This window comes from Amycolatopsis sp. NPDC051716 (assembly GCF_040681595.1).
Taxonomy (GTDB): domain Bacteria; phylum Actinomycetota; class Actinomycetes; order Mycobacteriales; family Pseudonocardiaceae; genus Amycolatopsis.
The window spans coordinates 259,975-277,233 of record NZ_JBFAZA010000002.1; the positions used below are offsets into that span (position 1 = coordinate 259,975).

The following is a 17,259-nucleotide window of genomic DNA, read 5'->3' on the forward strand; positions in this document are numbered from 1 at the left end:
GATGGCACTCCTTGAAGTCCGTGATCTCAAGGTCGACTTCGTCCGCCGTGGCGAAAAGTCGTTCACCGCGGTGGACGGCGTGAGCTTCGACGTCGAACCGGGCCAGACGGTCGGCCTGGTCGGCGAGTCCGGCTGCGGCAAGTCCGTGACGTCCCTGGCGATCATGCGGTTGCTCGCCAAGCGTGGCAACAAGGTCAGCGGCTCGGTGCGCTTCGAGGGCGCCGACCTGCTCAAGCTGTCCGACCGGGAAATGCGCGACCGCCGCGGCCGCGACCTCGGCATGGTGTTCCAGGACCCGCTGTCCTCGCTGAACCCGGTCATCCCGATCGGGCTGCAGATCACCGAGGTGCTGGAGCGCCACCGCGGGATGTCGCGCAAGGCGGCGTCCGTCGAAGCGGTGGACCTGCTGGACAAGGTGGGCATCCCGGATCCGTCCCGGCGGCTTTCCGAGTACCCGCACCAGCTTTCCGGCGGGATGCGGCAGCGTGCGCTGATCGCGATCGCGCTGGCGTGCCGGCCGCGGCTTCTCATCGCCGACGAGCCGACGACCGCGCTGGACGTCACCATCCAGGCGCAGATCCTGGCGCTGCTGCGGGAACTGGTGCAGGACACCGGCACCGCGCTGATCATGATCACCCACGACCTCGGCGTCGTCGCCGGGCTGTGCGACGAGGTCAACGTGCTCTACGGCGGCAAGATCGTCGAGCGGGCCCAGCGGCACCAGCTGTTCGCCGAGCCGCGCCACCCGTACACGCACGGCCTGCTGGCGTCGATCCCGCGCCTGGACGCGGGCCGCGGCGAGAAGCTGATCCCCATCCGGGGTTCGGTTTCCGACAACATCCCGTGGGACCACGGGTGCGCCTTCGCGCCGCGCTGTCCGAACGCGCTGCCGGTCTGCCGCGAGGCCCAGCCGCAGCTGGTGCCGGACCGGGCCGGACTGCTGCGCTGTCACAACCCCGTGCGGCCCGCGGTCGCGGCGGGAGGAGGAGCCCGATGACCCGTCCTGCTGGTGACGTGCTGCTCGAGGTCACCGACCTCAAGGTGCACTTCCCGATCAAGAGCGGCGTGGTGTTCGACCGGACGGTCGGGCACGTGTTCGCGGTCGACGGCGTCGACCTGGCCATCCGGCGAGGCGAAACCTACGGCCTGGTGGGCGAATCCGGCTGTGGGAAGTCCACTTTGGGCCGGGCGATCCTGCGGCTCAACGAGCCCACTTCCGGGCACGTGGTGTTCGACGGCACCGACGTCGCGCAGCTCAAGGGAGAGGAACTGCGGAAGGCCCGGCGCCGGATGCAGATGATCTTCCAGGATCCGATGTCCAGTTTGGACCCGCGGCAGTCGGTCGAGTCGATCCTGGTCGAGGGCATGCACGCGCACGGCCTCGACAAGGACAAGGAAAAGACCCAGCGGCGGCTGCGTCAGCTGCTGTCCGCGGTCGGCCTGCCGGAGACGTCGTTGCGGAAGTACCCGCACGAGTTCTCGGGCGGGCAGCGCCAGCGCATCGGCATCGCGCGGGCGCTGGCCGTGGAGCCGGACCTGATCGTCGCCGACGAGCCGGTGTCCGCATTGGACGTTTCGGTGCAGGCCCAGGTGGTGAACCTGCTGGAGGACCTGCAGCAGCAGCTCGGCCTGACCTACGTCGTGATCGCGCACGACCTCGCGGTGGTGCGGCACATCTCCGACCGCATCGGCGTGATGTACCTGGGCGCGCTGGTGGAAGAGACCGACGCGGACTCGCTGTACCGGGACCCGCTGCACCCGTACACGCGGGCGCTGCTGTCGGCCATCCCGGTGCCGGACCCGCAGGTCGAGGACACCCGCGAGCAGATCCTGCTCGCCGGTGACCTGCCCTCGCCGGCGAACCCGCCGTCGGGCTGCCGCTTCCACACGCGCTGCCCGTGGAAGCAGGCGAGCCTGTGCGACACCGACCGCCCGCAGCTGCGGGAGATCGGCGGCGGGCACCGGGTGGCGTGCCACTACGCGGAGGACATCCGCGACGGGCGCATCCAGCCGCACGAGGTGGAGCCGGAGCTGGTGGAACTGACCGGGGCGCTCAACCCCGACCTGGGCCCGCCGGACATCGGCACCGCCGCCGAGATCCTCTGATGCTCACGTGAAACGGCCGGCCGGGCCTTGTCCCGGCCGGCCGTTCTCATGTCTCCAGCTTGGCGGCACGCGACTGCAGGTACGCCTGCTCGGGCAGGCTCAGCGTCCGCCGGGCGGCAGCCAGGTACGCCTCGCGGGCCCCGGCCGGATCCCCGGACAACTCCAGCAGGTGCGCGCGGATCGCGTCGACCCGGTGGTGGTTCGCGATGGCGGGGTCCTTGGCCAGTTCCGACAGCTCCGCCAGCCCCGCCTCGGGGCCGTGGACCTGCGCGAACGCCACGGCCCGGTTCAGCGTCACCATCGGGCCGGGTGCCACCACCCGCAGCAGGTCGTAGAGCGTGAGGATCTCGGCCCAGTCCGTCTCGTCGGCGGTCGCGGCCTCGTCGTGGACCGCGGCGATCGCCGCCTGCAGCTGGTACGGGCCCACCGGCGCGGTCGCGAGGGCTTTCGTGATCAGCGCGACGCCCTCGTCGACGAACGCCCGGTTCCAGCGGGTCCGGTCCTGGTCGGCCAGCGGGACGAGGGCCCCGGTCGCGTCGACGCGGGCCGGGCGCCGGGCCTCGGTCAGCAGCATGAGGGCGAGCAGCCCGGCGGCCTCGCCGTCGTCCGGCAGTTCCGCGTGCAGCTGCCGGACCAGCCGGATCGCCTCGGTCGTCAGCTCGACGCGGCTCAGCGCGTCCCCCGAACTGGCCGTGTGCCCCTCGGTGAAGATCAGGTAGAGCACCTGCAGCACCGCCGCCAGCCGTTCGGCACTGACGTCTCTGGTGAGCCGCTCCCCTTTCAGCTTCTGTTTCGCGCGGCTGATCCGCTGCCCGATCGTCGCTTCCGGGACGAGGAAGGCCCGCGCGATCTCGGCGGTGGTCAGCCCGCCGACCGCGCGCAGGGTGAGGGCGACTTGCGACGGCGGCGTCAGCGACGGGTGGCAGCAGAGCAGCAGCAGGGTCAGGGTGTCGTCGACCCCGCTGACCGGCTCTTTGCCGGGCGGCTCGGCGAGCGCGACGGTTTCTTCACGCCGTTGCCGCGCGGTCTCACTGCGCCACTGCTCGATGCGGCGACGGGACGCCGTCGTGATCAGCCACCCCTTCGGGTGATCCGGAACGCCTTCGGCCGGCCACTGCTGCGACGCGGCGAGCAGCGCCTCCTGGACGGCGTCTTCGCAGGTGTCGAAGCCGCCGTACCGCCGGACGAGCGCGGCGAGGACCTGCGGGGCGAGCTCGCGGAGCAGGTGTTCGACGTCGGTCACAGCTCCGGCCCGTGCAACCCCATCACCGGCCGCACCTCGACCACGCCGAAGGAGGCTTCCGGGATCCGGCGCGCGATCTCGAGGGCGCGTTCCTCGCTCTCGCAGTCGAGCAGGTAGAAGCCGGCGAGGAACTCCTTGGCCTCGGCGAAGGGGCCGTCGGTGGCCATGGGACCCACCCGCTTGGCGAGCTCGGGGAAGGCGAGCCGTTCGGAGACGATCCGCTCGCCGGAGGCGTCGAGATCGTCGTTGAGCTGCTGGTAGTAGGCCAGCCCGGCGGCCCGCTGTTCGTCGCTCATCCCTTCCCACGCGCTGCGCGACTCGGGGTTGCCGTAGATCAGGACCACGTATTTCACGTCCGCCTCCTGTCGAAATCCGTCCGGCGGCGCCTACGTCTCCTGTGCAAGCACCCGACCTTGAGGAGAATGGCATGAGTGAGCAGCAAATCCGCGAGTTGATGGCGGCGCGTGAGGTGGCGATGTCGGCCCGCGACGCGGAGACGCTGGGAGCGCACTACGCCCCGGACGTCGTGGCGTTCACGCTGGCGCCGCCGCTGGTGCACCGAGGTGCGGAGGTCAGCGGCGTCGCGGCGCGGAAGGCGTGGTTCGAGACGTTCGAGGGGCCGATCGAGTACGAGATCCGCGACCTGGAGATCACCATCGGCGGGGACATCGCGTACAGCCACGCGCTGAACCGCATGTCGACGACGCCGAAGGGGGCCCCGGCGGGATTCGAGCTGTGGTTCCGGTCGACGGTGTGCTTCCGCCGGGAGGACGGCGAGTGGCGGATCAGCCACGTGCATGATTCGACGCCGTTTTACATGGATGGGACGCTACGGGCGGCGGTGGACCTGAAGCCCTGAGGGCTGCTGCCCCGGCCCCCGAGCAGCTCCCCACCCTCCCGGGGGGCGTGCCCAAGTCCAGTCTATCGGTGGGCCCTGTCGAAACTGCTCGATCGGCAGTTATCCACCGGAGTTGTCCACATGGGGGTGGACTCTGTGGACAACTCCGGAGGAGGAGCCGCCCGGCTGTCATGCGTGATGCCTTGGCGAGCACGGGAACTGGCCTTCCACCGACCCGAACGCCGGATTGTTCAACGGCCGGCACGCCGGGTCAAGGCGGGAAAGCGTGCCTTGACCCGGCGTGCCGGCCGCTGATGCGGCTGCGTATCGGCTCGGCAGGGGGGTGTGCTCGCTGGGGGTGCTGGAAGGCGGCGCGCCGGGCTGCAGGTGGCGAGGGGTGTGTTCGCTGGGGTGCTGGAAGGCGCTACGCCGGGCCGCAGGTGCCGAGGGGTGTGCTCGCTGGGGTGCTGTGAGGCGGCGCGCCGGGCCGCAGGTGTGTGCTCGCTGGAGGTGCTGGAAGGCGCTACGCCGGGCCGGAGATGCCGAGGGGTGTGCTCGCTGGGGCCGCCCGAAAGCGCGTTTCCGGGTCGCTCCGCTGGGTGACCCCCGACCTAAGTCGTACCTCGGTCAATACCTGAGGATGCCGCCCGGCGCGGGCCGCCCCGGTACTCTTCGGAAAGCGAACACCAATCCCGACGTACGTTGCAGGGGGTACGGGCTGTGCACATCGACCAGTGGCTGGAGGCGATCCCGCCGATCTCGGTGTACCTGATCGTCGGTGCGGTGATCATGATCGAAAGCCTCGGTATTCCCCTGCCCGGCGAGGTCGTGCTGGTCAGCGCCGCCCTGCTCACGCTGAGCCACCCGAACCTGAGCCCGTTGTGGGTCGGCGTCGTGGCCAGTGCCGGTGCCATCATCGGGGACAGCATCGGCTATCTGATCGGGAAAACCGGCGGCCAGCGGCTGTTCGCCTGGGCCGGGCGGAAGTTCCCGAAGCACTTCGGGCCGACGCACATCGCCAACGCCGAACGGATCTTCAACAAACGTGGCATGTGGGCCGTCTTCTTCGGCCGGTTCATCGCGTTCCTGCGCATCCTCGCCGGTCCGCTCGCCGGGTCGCTGCGCATGCACTACCCGAAATTCCTGATCGCCAACGCGCTCGGCGGCATCGCCTGGGCGGGCGGCACCACCGCCCTCATCTACTACGTCGGGGAGGCCGCCGAGAAGTGGCTCGGCGACTTCTCCAAGTACGGCCTGGTGGCGGCCGTCGTGATCGGGGCCGTCGTCTTCGTCGTCATGAAGAAGCGGCTCGGCCGCGAGCACAAGGGCGAGAGCGACGCGGAAACCCCGAAGCAGGAAGAGACCGCCGCTTAGACCGCGACGAGCTCGGGCTTGCGTGCCGGCCGTCGCAGGGAGCCGAGCAGGACGCCCGCGATCACGACGACGGCGGCGCCGACCTCCAGCCAGGTCGGCCGCTCGCCCAGCAGCAGGAACGACGCCGTCAGTCCGACCACCGGCACCAGCAGCGAGAACGGCGACACCACGCCGGCCGGGTTGCGCCGCATCAACGTCGTCCACAGGCCCGATCCGACGACCGTGCCGATCAGCACGACGTAGGTCAGGCCGCCCAGCGCGGTCAGGCCGACCGGGGTCCCGAGCGTCGTCAGCGACCGCCACTGCGCGGCCGGGCCCTCCATGACCAGCGAAAGCGCGAACATCGGCAGCGGCGGCACCACCGACATCCACAGCGTGAAGTGCAGCGGGTTGTCCGGCTTGGCCTGGCGCGTGCTCAGGTTGCCGAACGCCCAGCTCAGCGCGGCCAGCAGCGTCAGGATCATCGGCAGCAGCGCGGCGTGCCCGGACCGCTGCCACGCGATCGCGGCCATCCCGGCCACCGCCAGCGCGATGCCGGCCAGCTGCTGCCGCGTGACGCGTTCGCCCAGGAAAACAGCGCCGAGGAGCACCGTGAACGGCGCCGACGCCTGCAGCACCAGCGACGCGAGCCCGGTCGGCATGCCGGTGTCCATCGCGATGAACAGGAACGCGAACTGGCCGGTGCCGAAGCCGAGGCCGTACCCGAGCAGGTGCCGCACCGGCACCTTCGGCCACGGCACGAACAGGATCGTCGGGACGGCGATCACGGCGAACCGCAGCGCGCCCGCGAACACCGGCGGGAACTGGCCGAGCGTGGCGTGGATGGCCAGGAAGTTGAGGCCCCAGAGGACGGCGACGAGCACGGCGAGCAGGCGATCACGGGCGGGCATGCTTCCACTGTGACAACGAGGACCGTGAAGGACCAGCGAGAATATCTGCAGGAACCTTGTAGCGGTGCTTCAAGTACAGTGACGGCGTGGATCTGGGCCGGTTGCGCACGCTGCGGGAGTTCGCCGACCGCGGGAGCGTGACGGCGGCCGCGCGGGCGCTGCACTGCACGCCGTCGGCGGTCTCGCAGCAGCTGCGCGCGTTGCAGGGCGAGGTCGGCCTGCCGCTCACCGAGCCGGCGGGCCGCGGCCTGCGGCTGACCGACGCCGGCCGCGCGCTGGTCGCCCGCGCCGACGAGGTGCTCGCCGCGCTCGAGCGGGCCGAGTCCGAATTGGACACCTACCGCAGCGCGCCGCGCGGGCGGGTGCGGATCGCGATCTTCCAGTCGGCCGGCCTGATGCTGCTGCCGGGGCTGCTGTCCCGCGTCGCCGGGTACGACGGCCTGGAGATCGACGTCCGGGACGTCGACATGACGCCGCCCGAGGTGCCCGGCCTGGTCGCGGACTACGACATCGTCGTGGCGCACCGCGACGAGCACGCGCCGGAGTTCGCCTCGAGCCGCCTCGACGTGGTGCCGCTGCTGCGCGAACCGCTCGACGTCGCGCTGCCGGCCGGGCACCGGCTGGCGGACCAGCGCCGCGTGGAGCTGGCGGAGCTGGCGGACGAACGCTGGATCAGCGTCGACTTCGGCTTCCCGGTGGACGACGTGCTGCGCTCGCTGACCACCCGCACCGGCGTGCGGCCGGTCGTGGTGCAGCGGATCAACGACTTCCGGATCACCGAACGGCTGGTCGCCGCCGGCCACGGCATCGCCCTGCTGCCCCGGTACACGATGAACACCGGCCCCGGAAGCGGGCTGGTCGGGCGGCCGCTCGCCGGCATCCGCGCGGCCCGCCTGGTGGAGGCGGTCTGCCGGACGGGCGCCCGCCAGCGCCCGGCGGTGGCCCAGGTGATCGCGGAACTGCGTGCGGAGGTCGGTCAGCTCACCGCTTGAAGCCGCGCAGGTACGCCAGCGCGATGCCGAGCGCGTCCTCCAGCGCCGTGAGGTCGTGCCGGATGTGCGCCAGCAGCAGTCCACCTTGGACGGACGTCATCGCCGCCTGCGCCAGCCGCGCCGGGTCGGCGTCCGCGGCCAGTTCGCCGTTGTCCTGCAGGGTTTTCAGCCCGCGCGCGAGATGGGACTCCCACGTCCGGTAGGCCTGGTCGACCAGCGGCGCGAGCTTCGGGTTGTCGCCCACTTCGCCGGCGAGGTTGCCCAGCGGGCAGGCGATCGGCGCGCCCGCGCGGCGGTGGACGTCCAGCAGCTGCTCGGTCCACGTCTCCAGATCGGCCCAGGAGGCCAGCGTGAAGATCGCCGGCTGGTTGCCGAGCACCTGCTCGAGGTAGCGATCGATCACCGCCCCGACCAGCTGTTCCTTGTTCTTGAAGTAGTGGTACATCTGCGATTTTCCGGCCCCGCTCGCGGCGAGCACCTTGTCGACGCTCGTGCCCGCGACGCCGTCGACGTACATCAGCGTGGCCGCCGCGTCGACGATCGCCTCGCGGGTCCGCCTGCCGCGCGGGGTCGAAGCCGCTTGCGTCTCCATGTACCGGATAGTACAGTCTGCTTCACTGTACCAATCAGTACAACTGCTAGGGGGATCCATGACGCTCGAGAACGCCCTGACCGGGGTCAACGACCAAGCCCGCGGGGCACTGCCGCCGGAGATCTTCGCGATCCTCGAAGCCGACCGCCGCCGCGGCGGCGCGACCGAGTTCGCCGAAGCGGGCGGCAAGATCGACGACTTCACCCTGCCGGGCGCCGACGGGGCGCCGAAGAGCCTCGGCGAGCTGGTGGCGGCCGGGCCGGCGGTGCTCGTGTTCTACCGCGGCCAGTGGTGCCCGTACTGCAACCTGACCTTGCGCACCTACCAGCAGGAAGTGCTGCCCGAGCTGGGCAAGTACGGCGCGACGCTGGCCGCGATCAGCCCCCAGCGGCCGGACGGCTCGGTGCCGGTCGAAGACCTGGGGTTCCCGGTGCTTTCGGACGTGGGCAGCACGGTCGCGCGCGGCCTCGGGCTGAGCTACCCGGTGTCCGAGCCGGTGCGCGACGCCATGGAGTCGCTCGGCACCGACCTCGAGAAGGTCAACGGCACCTGGGAGCTGGTCCACCCGGCGGTGGTCGTGGTCGATCGTGACCGGGTGATCCGCTACATCGACGTCCACCCGGACTTCGTCACGCGCACCGAGCCGGCGGACATCCTGGAAGCCGTCAAGTCGCTTTGACGCTGTGCCGGACGCTGTAGGTGAGCACCGAACCCAGGACCAGGGCCACGGCCAGGGAGAGCAGCAGGCTGATCCCGGGTTCGGTGACGATCCGGCCGCCCGCGTAGCCGAGGAAGGCCACGTACGACGTCCAGAGTGTGACGCCGACGGCCGAAGCGGTGAAGAACTCCGCCATCGGCCACCGGAGTGATCCGGCGAGGAGGGCGCCGAGGGTTCCTCCCGACGGCAGCCAGCGGGCGACCACCAGCACCGGCCGGGGATGGCGCTGCAGCCGCCCGTCGAGCCAGCCGAGGCCGGCGGCGATCTTCTTCCGCCGGCTCAGCCGGTCCAGCGCCGCCCGGCCACCGAACCGGCCGAGGGCGTAGAGCGCCTGGTCGGACGCCAGGCACCCGGCACTCGCCACGGCGATCACCAGCGCCAGAGACGTCCCGCCCTGCGCCGCCGCGATGCCCATGCCGAGGATGGTCACCTCGGTCGGCAGCAGCGGCACGAGCGAGACGACGAACAGCACCAGCAGGCCCGCCGTCGATCCGTTCACACCTCCATTAACCGCTCGCTCGCCGCGAAGCACTCCCGATCAGCGGGGACTCACAGCAACCCGACAGCTCGTCCACAGATTCGCCGAAACCATGCCAGGAGTTGTCATGGTTCGCCGTGAGGCTGGGGTGCATGAACACACTTTCCGGAAAAGTCGCCCTGGTGGCGGGCGGTACGCGCGGCGCGAGCCGGGCGATCGCCGTCGAACTGGGCCGCGCGGGCGCCTTCGTGTACGTGACCGGCCGGACGACGCGCGCCGGGCGGTCCGAAGTGGACCGGCCGGAGACGATCGAGGAGACGGCCGAGCTGATCGAGCGGGCGGGCGGGGCGGCGGAAGCGATCCGCGTCGACCACCTGGTGCCGGCCGAGGTCGAAGCCCTGGCCAAGCGCATCGATCGCCTCGACATCCTGGTCGACGGCCTGTGGGGCGGTGACCAGCACCTGGGCTGGGGCAAGCCGGTGTGGGAGCACGATCTCGACGCGGGCCTGCGGATGATCCGCCTCGGCGTCGACGCGCACCTGATCACCAGTCACTACCTGCTCCCGCTGCTGATCGGCCGGCCGGGCGGGCTGGTCGTCGAGCTGACCGACGGGACGGCCGAGTACAACGCGAAGTACCGCGAAGGCACTTCGCTGCCGTTCTACCTGGCGAAAGCGTCGGCGCACCTGCTGGCGATCGGCGAGGCGGCCGAGCTGGCCGCCCACGGTGCGACGGCGGTGGCCTTCACCCCGGGGTACCTGCGGTCGGAGGCGATGCTGGAGCACTACGGGGTGACGGAGGAGAACTGGCGCGACGCTTGCGAGCGCGTGCCGCACTTCGCGATTTCGGAGACGCCGGCGTTCGCCGGCCGCACGGTGGCGGCGCTGGCCGCGGACCCGGACCGGCACCGGTGGACCGGGCGGACGCTGAACAGCGGGCAGCTGGCGAAGGAGTACGGCGTGGACGACGTCGACGGCAGCCGGCCGGACGCCTGGCGGTACATGACGGAGGTCGCCGACGCGGGAAAGCCCGCGGACACCACCGGCTACCGCTGAGCGTTGCGGGCGGCCAGGTCCGCGCCGATCGCGGCCAGCGCCGCCCGCAGCTCCACCGGCTCCAGCACCTCCACGCCCGGGCTCAACGCCACCAGTTGGCCGAGGCCGATCTCGTCGTCTTCCAGGGCGAGCTCGGCCTCGGCCCAGCCGTCCGCGTCCGGCGTCCCGAGCGAAACCACCGTGTCCGCCAGGTGCTCGCCCCCGAACACGCGACGCAGTTCCCGCACCGCCGTCCGGTCGAGCCGGGCGCGCACCCGCAGCGGCCGCGGCACCTGCTCGAAGGCGGCCGCCGATGAACGCCACCAGCGGGCCAGGTCGAACGATGACGGCCGCGAGAAGGCGGTTTCCGAAGCAACAACCTCCGAGATCCGCGAGACCCGGTAAGTCCGCAAAGCGTCGTCCGGGACCACGCGCGCCACCAGGTACCAGACCCCCGCCTTCAGCACGAGCCCCAGCGGCTCCAGCTCCCGCGACGCCACCTTGTCGCGGCGCCGGTACGTCACCGAGACCCGCCGCTGCGACCACACCGCCCGCACCACCGCCGCCAGCGCCGGTGGCTCGTCCGGCGAGCCGAACCAGCCCGGCGCGTCCAGGTGGAACCGGCCCGCCACCAAGGCCGCGTGGTCCCGCAGCTCGGCGGGCATTCCCGCGGACACCTTCGCCCGCGCCGCGCTGCCCGCGGTGTCGAGACCGAGCCCGGCGAGCGCTTCCGGCACCCCTAGCGCGAACAGCGCGACGGCCTCCCGCGCGGTGAGGCCGTCGAGCCCGGAGCGCCAGCCGTCGACCAGGCGGAAGCCGCCGTGCCGCCCTTGCTCCGTCCACAGCGGAACGCCCGCTTCGCGCAGGGCCGCCAGGTCGCGGTGCATCGTGCGCTCGGAGACGCCGAGCTCCACCGCGAGCTCGGCGGCGGTCGCGCTGCGCCGCCGTTGCAGCGTGAACAGCAGCGCGACCAGCCGCTCGGCTTTCACCGGCTAGCGGTTGGCGCGGTTCACCGCCGAGACGACCGCGCGCAGCGACGCCGTGACGATCGACGGGTCGATGCCGATGCCCCAGAACACCCGGTCCGAGATCGCGCACTCGATGTACGACGCGGCGCGCGCGTCGTCGCCCGGCGAGAGCGTGTGCTCGCTGTAGTCCAGCAGGCGCAGGTCGAAGCCCACCGTCGACAGCGCGTCGAAGAAGGCCGCGATCGGGCCGTTGCCGCGGCCGGTGACCTCGTGCTCGTCACCCTCCACGCGCACGGTCGCGGTGATGTCGTACTCGCCGTCGCCGTTGTCGCGCACGTGCTGGCGGACCAGCTCCAGCGGCGTCTTGAGCTCCAGGTACTCGGCCGAGAAGGCGTTGTACATCGTGGCCGGGTCGACCTCGCCGCCCTCGGTGTCGGTGTAGCGCTGGATGACCTTCGAGAACTCGATCTGCAGCCGCCGCGGCAGGTCGAGCTGGTGCTCGGCCTTCATGATGTAGGCGACGCCGCCCTTGCCGGACTGCGAGTTCACCCGGATCACGGCCTCGTACGTGCGGCCGACGTCCTTCGGGTCGATCGGCAGGTACGGGACCTCCCACGGGTACTCGTCGATCGGCACGCCCTGCTTTCCGGCGGCGTCCTTCAGCGCGTCGAGGCCCTTGTTGATCGCGTCCTGGTGGCTGCCGGAGAACGCGGTGAACACCAGGTCACCGCCCCACGGCGAGCGCTCGCCGACCGGCAGCTGGTTGCAGTACTCGACCGTCCGCTTGATCTCGTCCATGTCGGAGAAGTCGATCTGCGGGTCGATGCCCTGGCTGTAGAGGTTCATGCCCAGCGCGACCAGGTCGACGTTGCCCGTGCGCTCCCCGTTGCCGAACAGGCAGCCCTCGATCCGGTCGGCGCCGGCCTGGTAGCCCAGCTCGGCGGCGGCGATGCCGGTGCCGCGGTCGTTGTGCGGGTGCAGCGACAGGATCACCGAGTCGCGGCGCTCCAGGTTCCGGGACATCCACTCGATCGAGTCGGCGTAGACGTTCGGGGTGGCCATCTCGACGGTCGCCGGCAGGTTCAGGATCACCGGCTTCTCCGGCGTCGGCCGCCAGATCTCGGTGACGGCGTTGCAGACCTCGAGCGCGTAGGACAGCTCGGTGCCGGTGTAGGACTCCGGCGAGTACTGGAACCGGAAGTCGGTGTCCGGCTGCTTCGCGGCCAGCTCGACGACCATTTCCGCGGCCTGCGTGGCGATCTTCTTGATGCCCTCGCGCTCTTCGCGGAAGACCACGCGGCGCTGCAGGATCGACGTCGAGTTGTAGATGTGGACGATCGCCCGCGGGGCGCCTTCGAGCGACTTGAAGGTGCGCTCGATCAGCTCGGGACGGCACTGGGTCAGCACCTGGATGCTGACGTCGTCCGGGATGGCGTGCTCTTCGATGATCTCGCGGACGAAGTCGAAGTCGGTCTGCGACGCGGCCGGGAAGCCGACCTCGATCTCCTTGTACCCCATGCGGACCAGCAGGTCGAAGAACTTGCGCTTGCGCGCGGGCGACATCGGGTCGATCAGCGCCTGGTTGCCGTCACGCAGGTCGACCGCGCACCACAGCGGCGCGCGGTCGATGCGCTTCTCGGGCCAGGTGCGGTCGGGCAGGTCGATGTTCTCGATCAGGTCGTACCAGGGGCGGTAACGGTGCACCGGCATGGACGTGCCGCGCTGGGTGTTCCAAGCGGGCTGGTCAGCGGGCGCGGGACGAGAGGGTTTGCGGATCTTGCTCATGGGATTTGGGGTGTCTCCAGCTCGACGGGTGCGACCGGCACCACGAAGCCCCGCGACGGGGAGCCGGTCCGGTCAGGCCCCGTCGCGGCAGCGAAGCAGGAGAGCACGCGCCACGGCCCCACCATAACCAGGGAACGCGGACTGAGGGAAGCCGGGCCGCGACGGAACCGGTCCTCCCCTGCCCCCACCACCGCCCTCAACGGAGGTGCTTCGCGCCGCCGAATTGTTATTCGTGATCGACCGAACGTGTTACCAGCGGGTAGCAATCGGCGGGGTGGCGTGCCAAACTGCGGGCATGGGTGAGCACGCAGAGTCGTCGGAGGAGACCCGTGTCTCCCGTCGCGCCGCCGTCGACTGGCGCCGGACCGGGGGCCGGGTGGCCTCGCTGGTCGCGTCGATCGTCCGCTGGGTGGGCCTGGTCTTCGCCGCGTTCCTGGTGATCCACGTGATCTTCACGGTCGGCTCGGCCAACCCGGACAACGGCATCGTCTCGTTCGTGAAGTCCTGGGCCGACAGCCTCGCGCTCGGCTTCAGCGACCTGTTCACGCCGAGTGACCAGAAGCTGCGCGTCCTGGTGAACTACGGCATCGCGGCGATCTTCTGGCTCGTGGTGTCCGGGATCCTGGCCAAGGTCATCCGCCGCGTCGGCGGGGCGTCCTGATTTCGCGGTGATCACGATCGGCGCGGGCGCCGCGGTCATGTTCACCTTGCTGTCGCCGGCGCCGAAGGACGCTACGGGCTAGACCGTCGGCACCACTGGGAACCTGCTCACCTCGGCCGCCGTGATCATGGGCCTCGTCGTGATGGTGGTCGCCTGCGTCCAGCAGGTGAAGCTGCGCCGGGAGATCCTCGGCCTGGCCCCGGCCGAGCGGCCCGGCGAAGACCCCGCGCTCGCCGCCGCGTTCGCGGCACGGGAGCGCCGGGCCGAGGCGCGCAAGCTCGTCGCGAGCGACCCGCTCATCGCGCGTGACCTGCGGATCGGCCGCCAGGTCGGGACGACGGTCGGCGGGTTCGCCACCGTGGTGCCCTACTCGGTGCTGAAGCGTGTGCGCGACCGCGCAATCGTCCTCCCGGGTCAGCGCAGCGCCGGTTCGCCCCACCGGCCGGTGAAGGCGAACTCCGCCAGCGGCAGCCGCACCCGGTCCGCCTTCTCGCGCTCGATCCGCCGCTCCTCCTCCAGCACGTCCGGCTCGGCCGGCGACCCCACCGCGATCGCCACCTTCGGCACCGCGTCCTCCGGGAGGGCGAAGACCGCGCGCACCGCGTCCGGCGAGAAGCCCGCCATCTGGTGGGCGATCAACCCCAGCTCCACCGCCTGCAGCACGAGGTTCTCCGAAGCCAGCCCGAGCCCGTATTCGGCGTACGGCACCGGACCCTTCTCGTTCGTCGTCATCATCACGCCGATCAGCAGCAGGCTCGCCCGGTGCGCCCAGGCCCGGTTGCCCGAATTGAGCGTCGCGAGGATGTCGTCGAACGCCGTGGTGCCGCGGACGCCCACCAGGTAGCGGGCCGGCTGGGTGTTGCCGAACGACGGCGCCCAGCGGGCCGCCTCCAGCAGGGCCCGCACCTGTTCCGGGGTGACCACGGCCGACTCGTCGTAGGCCCGCGGGCTCCACCGTTCCGCCATCAGGGTTGCGATCGGGACGCTCGTCACAGCTGGTTTCCGCACGTCCCTCACCGTACCCAGGCGTGCGCTGCATCACTCGGGAGGAAGGGCTCCGCGCATTTCGTTGGTGTTGCGGAAGATTTACTTCCCCGACACCCACCGGCGGGGTCCGCCCCACGTCAAGAGGGTGGCGGGCCGCCGTAGCCCCGGTAGGCTCCAGTTCAAATCATGGGACGCGGGGGCTCTCCGGTGCCCACCAGGGAGCCGCCCGGCCCGCGAGGAGGTTCGGGCGTGGCCCTCGTGGTCCAGAAGTACGGCGGATCGTCGCTGGAAAGTGCCGACCGGATCAAGCGCGTGGCGGAGCGGATCGTCGCGACCAAGAAGGCGGGCAACGACGTCGTCGTGGTCTGCTCGGCGATGGGTGACACCACCGACGAGCTGCTCGACCTGGCGCAGCAGGTCAACCCGGCGCCGCCGGAGCGGGAAATGGACATGCTGCTCACCGCCGGCGAGCGCATCTCGAACTCGCTGGTCGCGATGGCGATCGCGGCCCAGGGCGCCGAGGCGTGGTCGTTCACCGGTTCGCAGGCCGGCGTCGTCACGACGTCGGTGCACGGCAACGCGCGCATCATCGACGTCACGCCGAGCCGGGTCACCGAGGCGCTCGAGCAGGGCTACATCGCGCTGGTCGCGGGCTTCCAGGGCGTCGCGCAGGACACCAAGGACATCACCACGCTGGGCCGGGGCGGCTCGGACACCACCGCCGTCGCGCTGGCCGCCGCGCTGAACGCCGACGTCTGCGAGATCTACTCCGATGTGGACGGTGTGTACACGGCCGACCCGCGGGTGGTGCCGGACGCGAAGAAGCTCGACACCGTCACGTACGAAGAGATGCTCGAGCTCGCCGCGAGCGGGTCGAAGATCCTGCACCTGCGGTCGGTCGAGTACGCGCGCCGCTACGGCGTCCCCATCCGAGTCCGTTCTTCCTACCGTGACAAGCCGGGCACGACGGTGACCGGTTCTATCGAGGAGATCCCCGTGGAACAAGCCCTGATCACCGGTGTGGCGCACGACCGCTCCGAAGCCAAGATCACGGTCACCGGGGTGCCGGACCACACCGGTGCCGCGGCCCGGATCTTCCGCGTGATCGCCGACGCCGAGATCGACATCGACATGGTGCTGCAGAACGTGTCCAGCACCGTCTCCGGCCGCACGGACATCACGTTCACGCTGTCGAAGGCGAACGGCGCGAAGGCCGTCAAGGAACTCGAGAAGGTCAAGGCGGAGATCGGCTTCGAGTCGGTCCTCTACGACGACCACGTCGGCAAGGTGTCGCTGGTCGGCGCCGGGATGCGCTCGCACCCGGGTGTCACGGCGACGTTCTGCGAGGCGCTGGCCGAGGCCGGCGTCAACATCGAAATCATCAACACCTCGGAGATCCGCATCTCGGTGCTGATCCGGGACGCGCAGCTCGACGACGCCGTGCGCGCGATCCACGAGGCGTTCGAACTCGGCGGCGACGAAGAAGCCGTCGTCTACGCGGGGAGTGGTCGCTGATGGCGGACGGGCTGCGGGTCGGAGTGGTCGGCGCGACCGGCCAGGTCGGTGCGGTGATGCGCAAGCTGCTGGCGGAGCGGGAATTCCCGATCGCCGAGCTGCGCTACTTCGCCTCGGCGCGCTCGGCGGGGTCGAAACTCCCTTGGCGCGACACCGAAATCACCATTGAGGACGCCTCGACGGCGGATCCGTCCGGTTTGGACATCACGCTGTTCTCGGCGGGCGGCTCGACGTCGAAGGCGCAGGCGCCGCGGTTCGCCGCGGCCGGGGTCACGGTGATCGACAACTCCTCGGCCTTCCGGATGGACCCGGACGTGCCGCTGGTCGTCAGCGAGGTCAACCCGCAGGCCATCAAGGAAGCGCGGAAGGGGATCATCGCGAACCCCAACTGCACCACCATGGCGGCGATGCCGGTGCTGAAGCCGCTGCACGACGAAGCCGGGCTGGTGCGGCTGGTCGCGTCGACGTACCAGGCGGTGTCCGGCAGCGGCCTGGCCGGTGTCGACGAGCTCGCCGGCCAGGTGCGGGCGGCCGCCGAGCACGCGTCGCTGCTGACCCACGACGGCGCGGCGATCGAATTCCCGAAGCCGGAGAAGTACGTCCGGCCGATCGCGTTCAACGTCCTCCCGATGGCCGGGTCCATTGTGGACGACGGCGAGTTCGAGACGGACGAAGAGAAGAAGTTCCGCAACGAGAGCCGCAAGATCCTCAGCATCCCGGGCCTGGGCGTCTCGTGCACCTGCGTGCGCGTGCCGGTGTTCTCGGGGCACTCGATCTCGGTGAACGCGGAGTTCGAGCGGCCGCTGTCGGTCGAGCGCGCGACGGAGCTGCTGAACCACGCGCCGGGCGTCGAGCTGTCGGAGATCCCGACCCCGCTGCAGGCGGCGGGCAACGACCCGAGCTACGTCGGCCGGATCCGGGTGGACCAGGGCATCGAGGGCGGCCGCGGCCTGGCGCTGTTCATCTCGAACGACAACCTGCGCAAGGGCGCGGCGCTCAACGCCGTGCAGATCGCGGAGCTGGTGGCGCAGCAGCTCTGACGACCACGCCGAAGGCCCCTCACCGAGCGTGGTGAGGG

General features: G+C 70.8%; 19 protein-coding genes. 10 read left to right on the top strand and 9 right to left on the bottom strand.

Features of this window, described 5'->3' with window-relative positions:
• Position 1 precedes the first annotated feature (1 nt).
• On the top strand, positions 2 to 997 hold the full coding sequence (locus tag AB0M30_RS03430) for an ABC transporter ATP-binding protein (protein WP_364579258.1): 996 nt from the start codon (positions 2 to 4) through the stop codon (positions 995 to 997).
• A complete protein-coding gene (locus AB0M30_RS03435; protein ID WP_364579262.1) occupies positions 994 to 2,106 on the top strand; it encodes an oligopeptide/dipeptide ABC transporter ATP-binding protein in 1,113 nt (370 codons plus the stop codon). The genes AB0M30_RS03430 and AB0M30_RS03435 overlap by 4 nt, the downstream gene beginning before the upstream one ends.
• Positions 2,107 to 2,152: 46 nt before the next feature.
• Here the strand turns inward: AB0M30_RS03435 and AB0M30_RS03440 are convergent, their stop codons facing one another.
• Together AB0M30_RS03440 and AB0M30_RS03445 are read right to left on the bottom strand one after the other, a co-directional pair.
• Entirely contained in the window at positions 2,153 to 3,349 is a 1,197-nt protein-coding gene (locus tag AB0M30_RS03440) for a DUF6596 domain-containing protein (RefSeq protein WP_364579265.1), read from the bottom strand.
• On the bottom strand, positions 3,346 to 3,702 hold the full coding sequence (locus AB0M30_RS03445) for a YciI family protein (protein WP_364579267.1): 357 nt from the start codon (positions 3,700 to 3,702) through the stop codon (positions 3,346 to 3,348). Before AB0M30_RS03445 ends, AB0M30_RS03440 begins: the two co-directional genes overlap by 4 nt.
• A gap of 74 nt (positions 3,703 to 3,776) precedes the next feature.
• Between AB0M30_RS03445 and AB0M30_RS03450 the strand changes: the two genes are divergently transcribed.
• Both AB0M30_RS03450 and AB0M30_RS03455 read left to right on the top strand, forming a co-directional pair.
• Positions 3,777 to 4,208, top strand: a complete 432-nt coding sequence (locus AB0M30_RS03450) for a nuclear transport factor 2 family protein (protein WP_364579270.1) — start codon at positions 3,777 to 3,779, stop codon at positions 4,206 to 4,208.
• 699 nt (positions 4,209 to 4,907) lie between these two features.
• Positions 4,908 to 5,561, top strand: coding sequence for a DedA family protein (locus tag AB0M30_RS03455; protein ID WP_364579273.1), 654 nt, complete (start codon positions 4,908 to 4,910; stop codon positions 5,559 to 5,561).
• Here AB0M30_RS03455 and AB0M30_RS03460 read toward each other — a convergent pair.
• Positions 5,558 to 6,451: an EamA family transporter gene (locus tag AB0M30_RS03460; RefSeq protein ID WP_364579276.1), complete on the bottom strand. Its 894-nt coding sequence runs from the start codon at positions 6,449 to 6,451 to the stop codon at positions 5,558 to 5,560. The genes AB0M30_RS03455 and AB0M30_RS03460 overlap by 4 nt on opposite strands.
• A gap of 86 nt (positions 6,452 to 6,537) precedes the next feature.
• On the opposite strand from AB0M30_RS03460, the gene AB0M30_RS03465 reads away from it, so the two are divergent.
• Complete coding sequence (locus AB0M30_RS03465; protein WP_364579278.1) at positions 6,538 to 7,443, top strand: LysR family transcriptional regulator; 906 nt, start codon at positions 6,538 to 6,540, stop codon at positions 7,441 to 7,443.
• Here AB0M30_RS03465 and AB0M30_RS03470 read toward each other — a convergent pair.
• The gene (locus AB0M30_RS03470; protein WP_364579280.1) at positions 7,433 to 8,035 is read right to left on the bottom strand and encodes a TetR/AcrR family transcriptional regulator; all 603 of its coding nucleotides are present in this window, start codon (positions 8,033 to 8,035) and stop codon (positions 7,433 to 7,435) included. The two genes, AB0M30_RS03465 and AB0M30_RS03470, sit on opposite strands and share 11 nt — an antisense overlap.
• Before the next feature lie 58 nt (positions 8,036 to 8,093).
• Here AB0M30_RS03470 and AB0M30_RS03475 point away from each other — a divergent pair, with 58 nt between their 5' ends.
• The gene (locus AB0M30_RS03475; RefSeq protein WP_364579282.1) at positions 8,094 to 8,714 is read left to right on the top strand and encodes a peroxiredoxin-like family protein; all 621 of its coding nucleotides are present in this window, start codon (positions 8,094 to 8,096) and stop codon (positions 8,712 to 8,714) included.
• Here AB0M30_RS03475 and AB0M30_RS03480 read toward each other — a convergent pair.
• Positions 8,701 to 9,252, bottom strand: a complete 552-nt coding sequence (locus tag AB0M30_RS03480; RefSeq protein ID WP_364579285.1) for a DedA family protein — start codon at positions 9,250 to 9,252, stop codon at positions 8,701 to 8,703. The two genes, AB0M30_RS03475 and AB0M30_RS03480, sit on opposite strands and share 14 nt — an antisense overlap.
• 131 nt (positions 9,253 to 9,383) lie before the next feature.
• Here AB0M30_RS03480 and AB0M30_RS03485 point away from each other — a divergent pair, with 131 nt between their 5' ends.
• Entirely contained in the window at positions 9,384 to 10,286 is a 903-nt protein-coding gene (locus tag AB0M30_RS03485; RefSeq protein WP_364579288.1) for an SDR family oxidoreductase, read from the top strand.
• Here AB0M30_RS03485 and AB0M30_RS03490 read toward each other — a convergent pair.
• Positions 10,277 to 11,254, bottom strand: a complete 978-nt coding sequence (locus AB0M30_RS03490) for a YafY family protein (protein ID WP_364579290.1) — start codon at positions 11,252 to 11,254, stop codon at positions 10,277 to 10,279. The two genes, AB0M30_RS03485 and AB0M30_RS03490, sit on opposite strands and share 10 nt — an antisense overlap.
• A gap of 3 nt (positions 11,255 to 11,257) precedes the next feature.
• Positions 11,258 to 13,018, bottom strand: coding sequence for a 2-isopropylmalate synthase (leuA, locus tag AB0M30_RS03495; RefSeq protein WP_364579293.1), 1,761 nt, complete (start codon positions 13,016 to 13,018; stop codon positions 11,258 to 11,260).
• A gap of 295 nt (positions 13,019 to 13,313) precedes the next feature.
• Here leuA and AB0M30_RS03500 point away from each other — a divergent pair, with 295 nt between their 5' ends.
• On the top strand, positions 13,314 to 13,679 hold the full coding sequence (locus AB0M30_RS03500; RefSeq protein ID WP_364579296.1) for a hypothetical protein: 366 nt from the start codon (positions 13,314 to 13,316) through the stop codon (positions 13,677 to 13,679).
• A gap of 78 nt (positions 13,680 to 13,757) precedes the next feature.
• Here AB0M30_RS03500 and AB0M30_RS03505 read toward each other — a convergent pair whose 3' ends face one another.
• Entirely contained in the window at positions 13,758 to 14,036 is a 279-nt protein-coding gene (locus AB0M30_RS03505) for a hypothetical protein (RefSeq protein WP_364579299.1), read from the bottom strand.
• Between the two features lie 57 nt (positions 14,037 to 14,093).
• Positions 14,094 to 14,687, bottom strand: coding sequence for a nitroreductase family protein (locus AB0M30_RS03510; RefSeq protein WP_364579301.1), 594 nt, complete (start codon positions 14,685 to 14,687; stop codon positions 14,094 to 14,096).
• Positions 14,688 to 14,915: 228 nt separating this feature from the next.
• Between AB0M30_RS03510 and AB0M30_RS03515 the strand changes: the two genes are divergently transcribed.
• Together AB0M30_RS03515 and AB0M30_RS03520 are read left to right on the top strand one after the other, a co-directional pair.
• On the top strand, positions 14,916 to 16,181 hold the full coding sequence (locus AB0M30_RS03515; protein WP_364579303.1) for an aspartate kinase: 1,266 nt from the start codon (positions 14,916 to 14,918) through the stop codon (positions 16,179 to 16,181).
• Positions 16,181 to 17,221: an aspartate-semialdehyde dehydrogenase gene (locus AB0M30_RS03520; RefSeq protein WP_364579305.1), complete on the top strand. Its 1,041-nt coding sequence runs from the start codon at positions 16,181 to 16,183 to the stop codon at positions 17,219 to 17,221. The genes AB0M30_RS03515 and AB0M30_RS03520 overlap by 1 nt, the downstream gene beginning before the upstream one ends.
• Positions 17,222 to 17,259: the final 38 nt, after the last annotated feature.

Excerpts from the sequence above, each read along its gene's own strand:
- AB0M30_RS03470 (WP_364579280.1), bottom strand. The coding sequence starts at position 8,035 with ATGGAGACGCAAGCGGCTTCGACCCCGCGCGGCAGGCGGACCCGCGAG.
- AB0M30_RS03435 (WP_364579262.1), top strand. The coding sequence starts at position 994 with ATGACCCGTCCTGCTGGTGACGTGCTGCTCGAGGTCACCGACCTCAAG.
- AB0M30_RS03430 (WP_364579258.1), top strand. The coding sequence starts at position 2 with ATGGCACTCCTTGAAGTCCGTGATCTCAAGGTCGACTTCGTCCGCCGT.
- AB0M30_RS03475 (WP_364579282.1), top strand. The coding sequence starts at position 8,094 with ATGACGCTCGAGAACGCCCTGACCGGGGTCAACGACCAAGCCCGCGGG.
- AB0M30_RS03520 (WP_364579305.1), top strand. The coding sequence starts at position 16,181 with ATGGCGGACGGGCTGCGGGTCGGAGTGGTCGGCGCGACCGGCCAGGTC.
- AB0M30_RS03485 (WP_364579288.1), top strand. The coding sequence starts at position 9,384 with ATGAACACACTTTCCGGAAAAGTCGCCCTGGTGGCGGGCGGTACGCGC.
- AB0M30_RS03500 (WP_364579296.1), top strand. The coding sequence starts at position 13,314 with ATGGGTGAGCACGCAGAGTCGTCGGAGGAGACCCGTGTCTCCCGTCGC.
- leuA (WP_364579293.1), bottom strand. The coding sequence starts at position 13,018 with ATGAGCAAGATCCGCAAACCCTCTCGTCCCGCGCCCGCTGACCAGCCC.
- AB0M30_RS03450 (WP_364579270.1), top strand. The coding sequence starts at position 3,777 with ATGAGTGAGCAGCAAATCCGCGAGTTGATGGCGGCGCGTGAGGTGGCG.
- AB0M30_RS03460 (WP_364579276.1), bottom strand. The coding sequence starts at position 6,451 with ATGCCCGCCCGTGATCGCCTGCTCGCCGTGCTCGTCGCCGTCCTCTGG.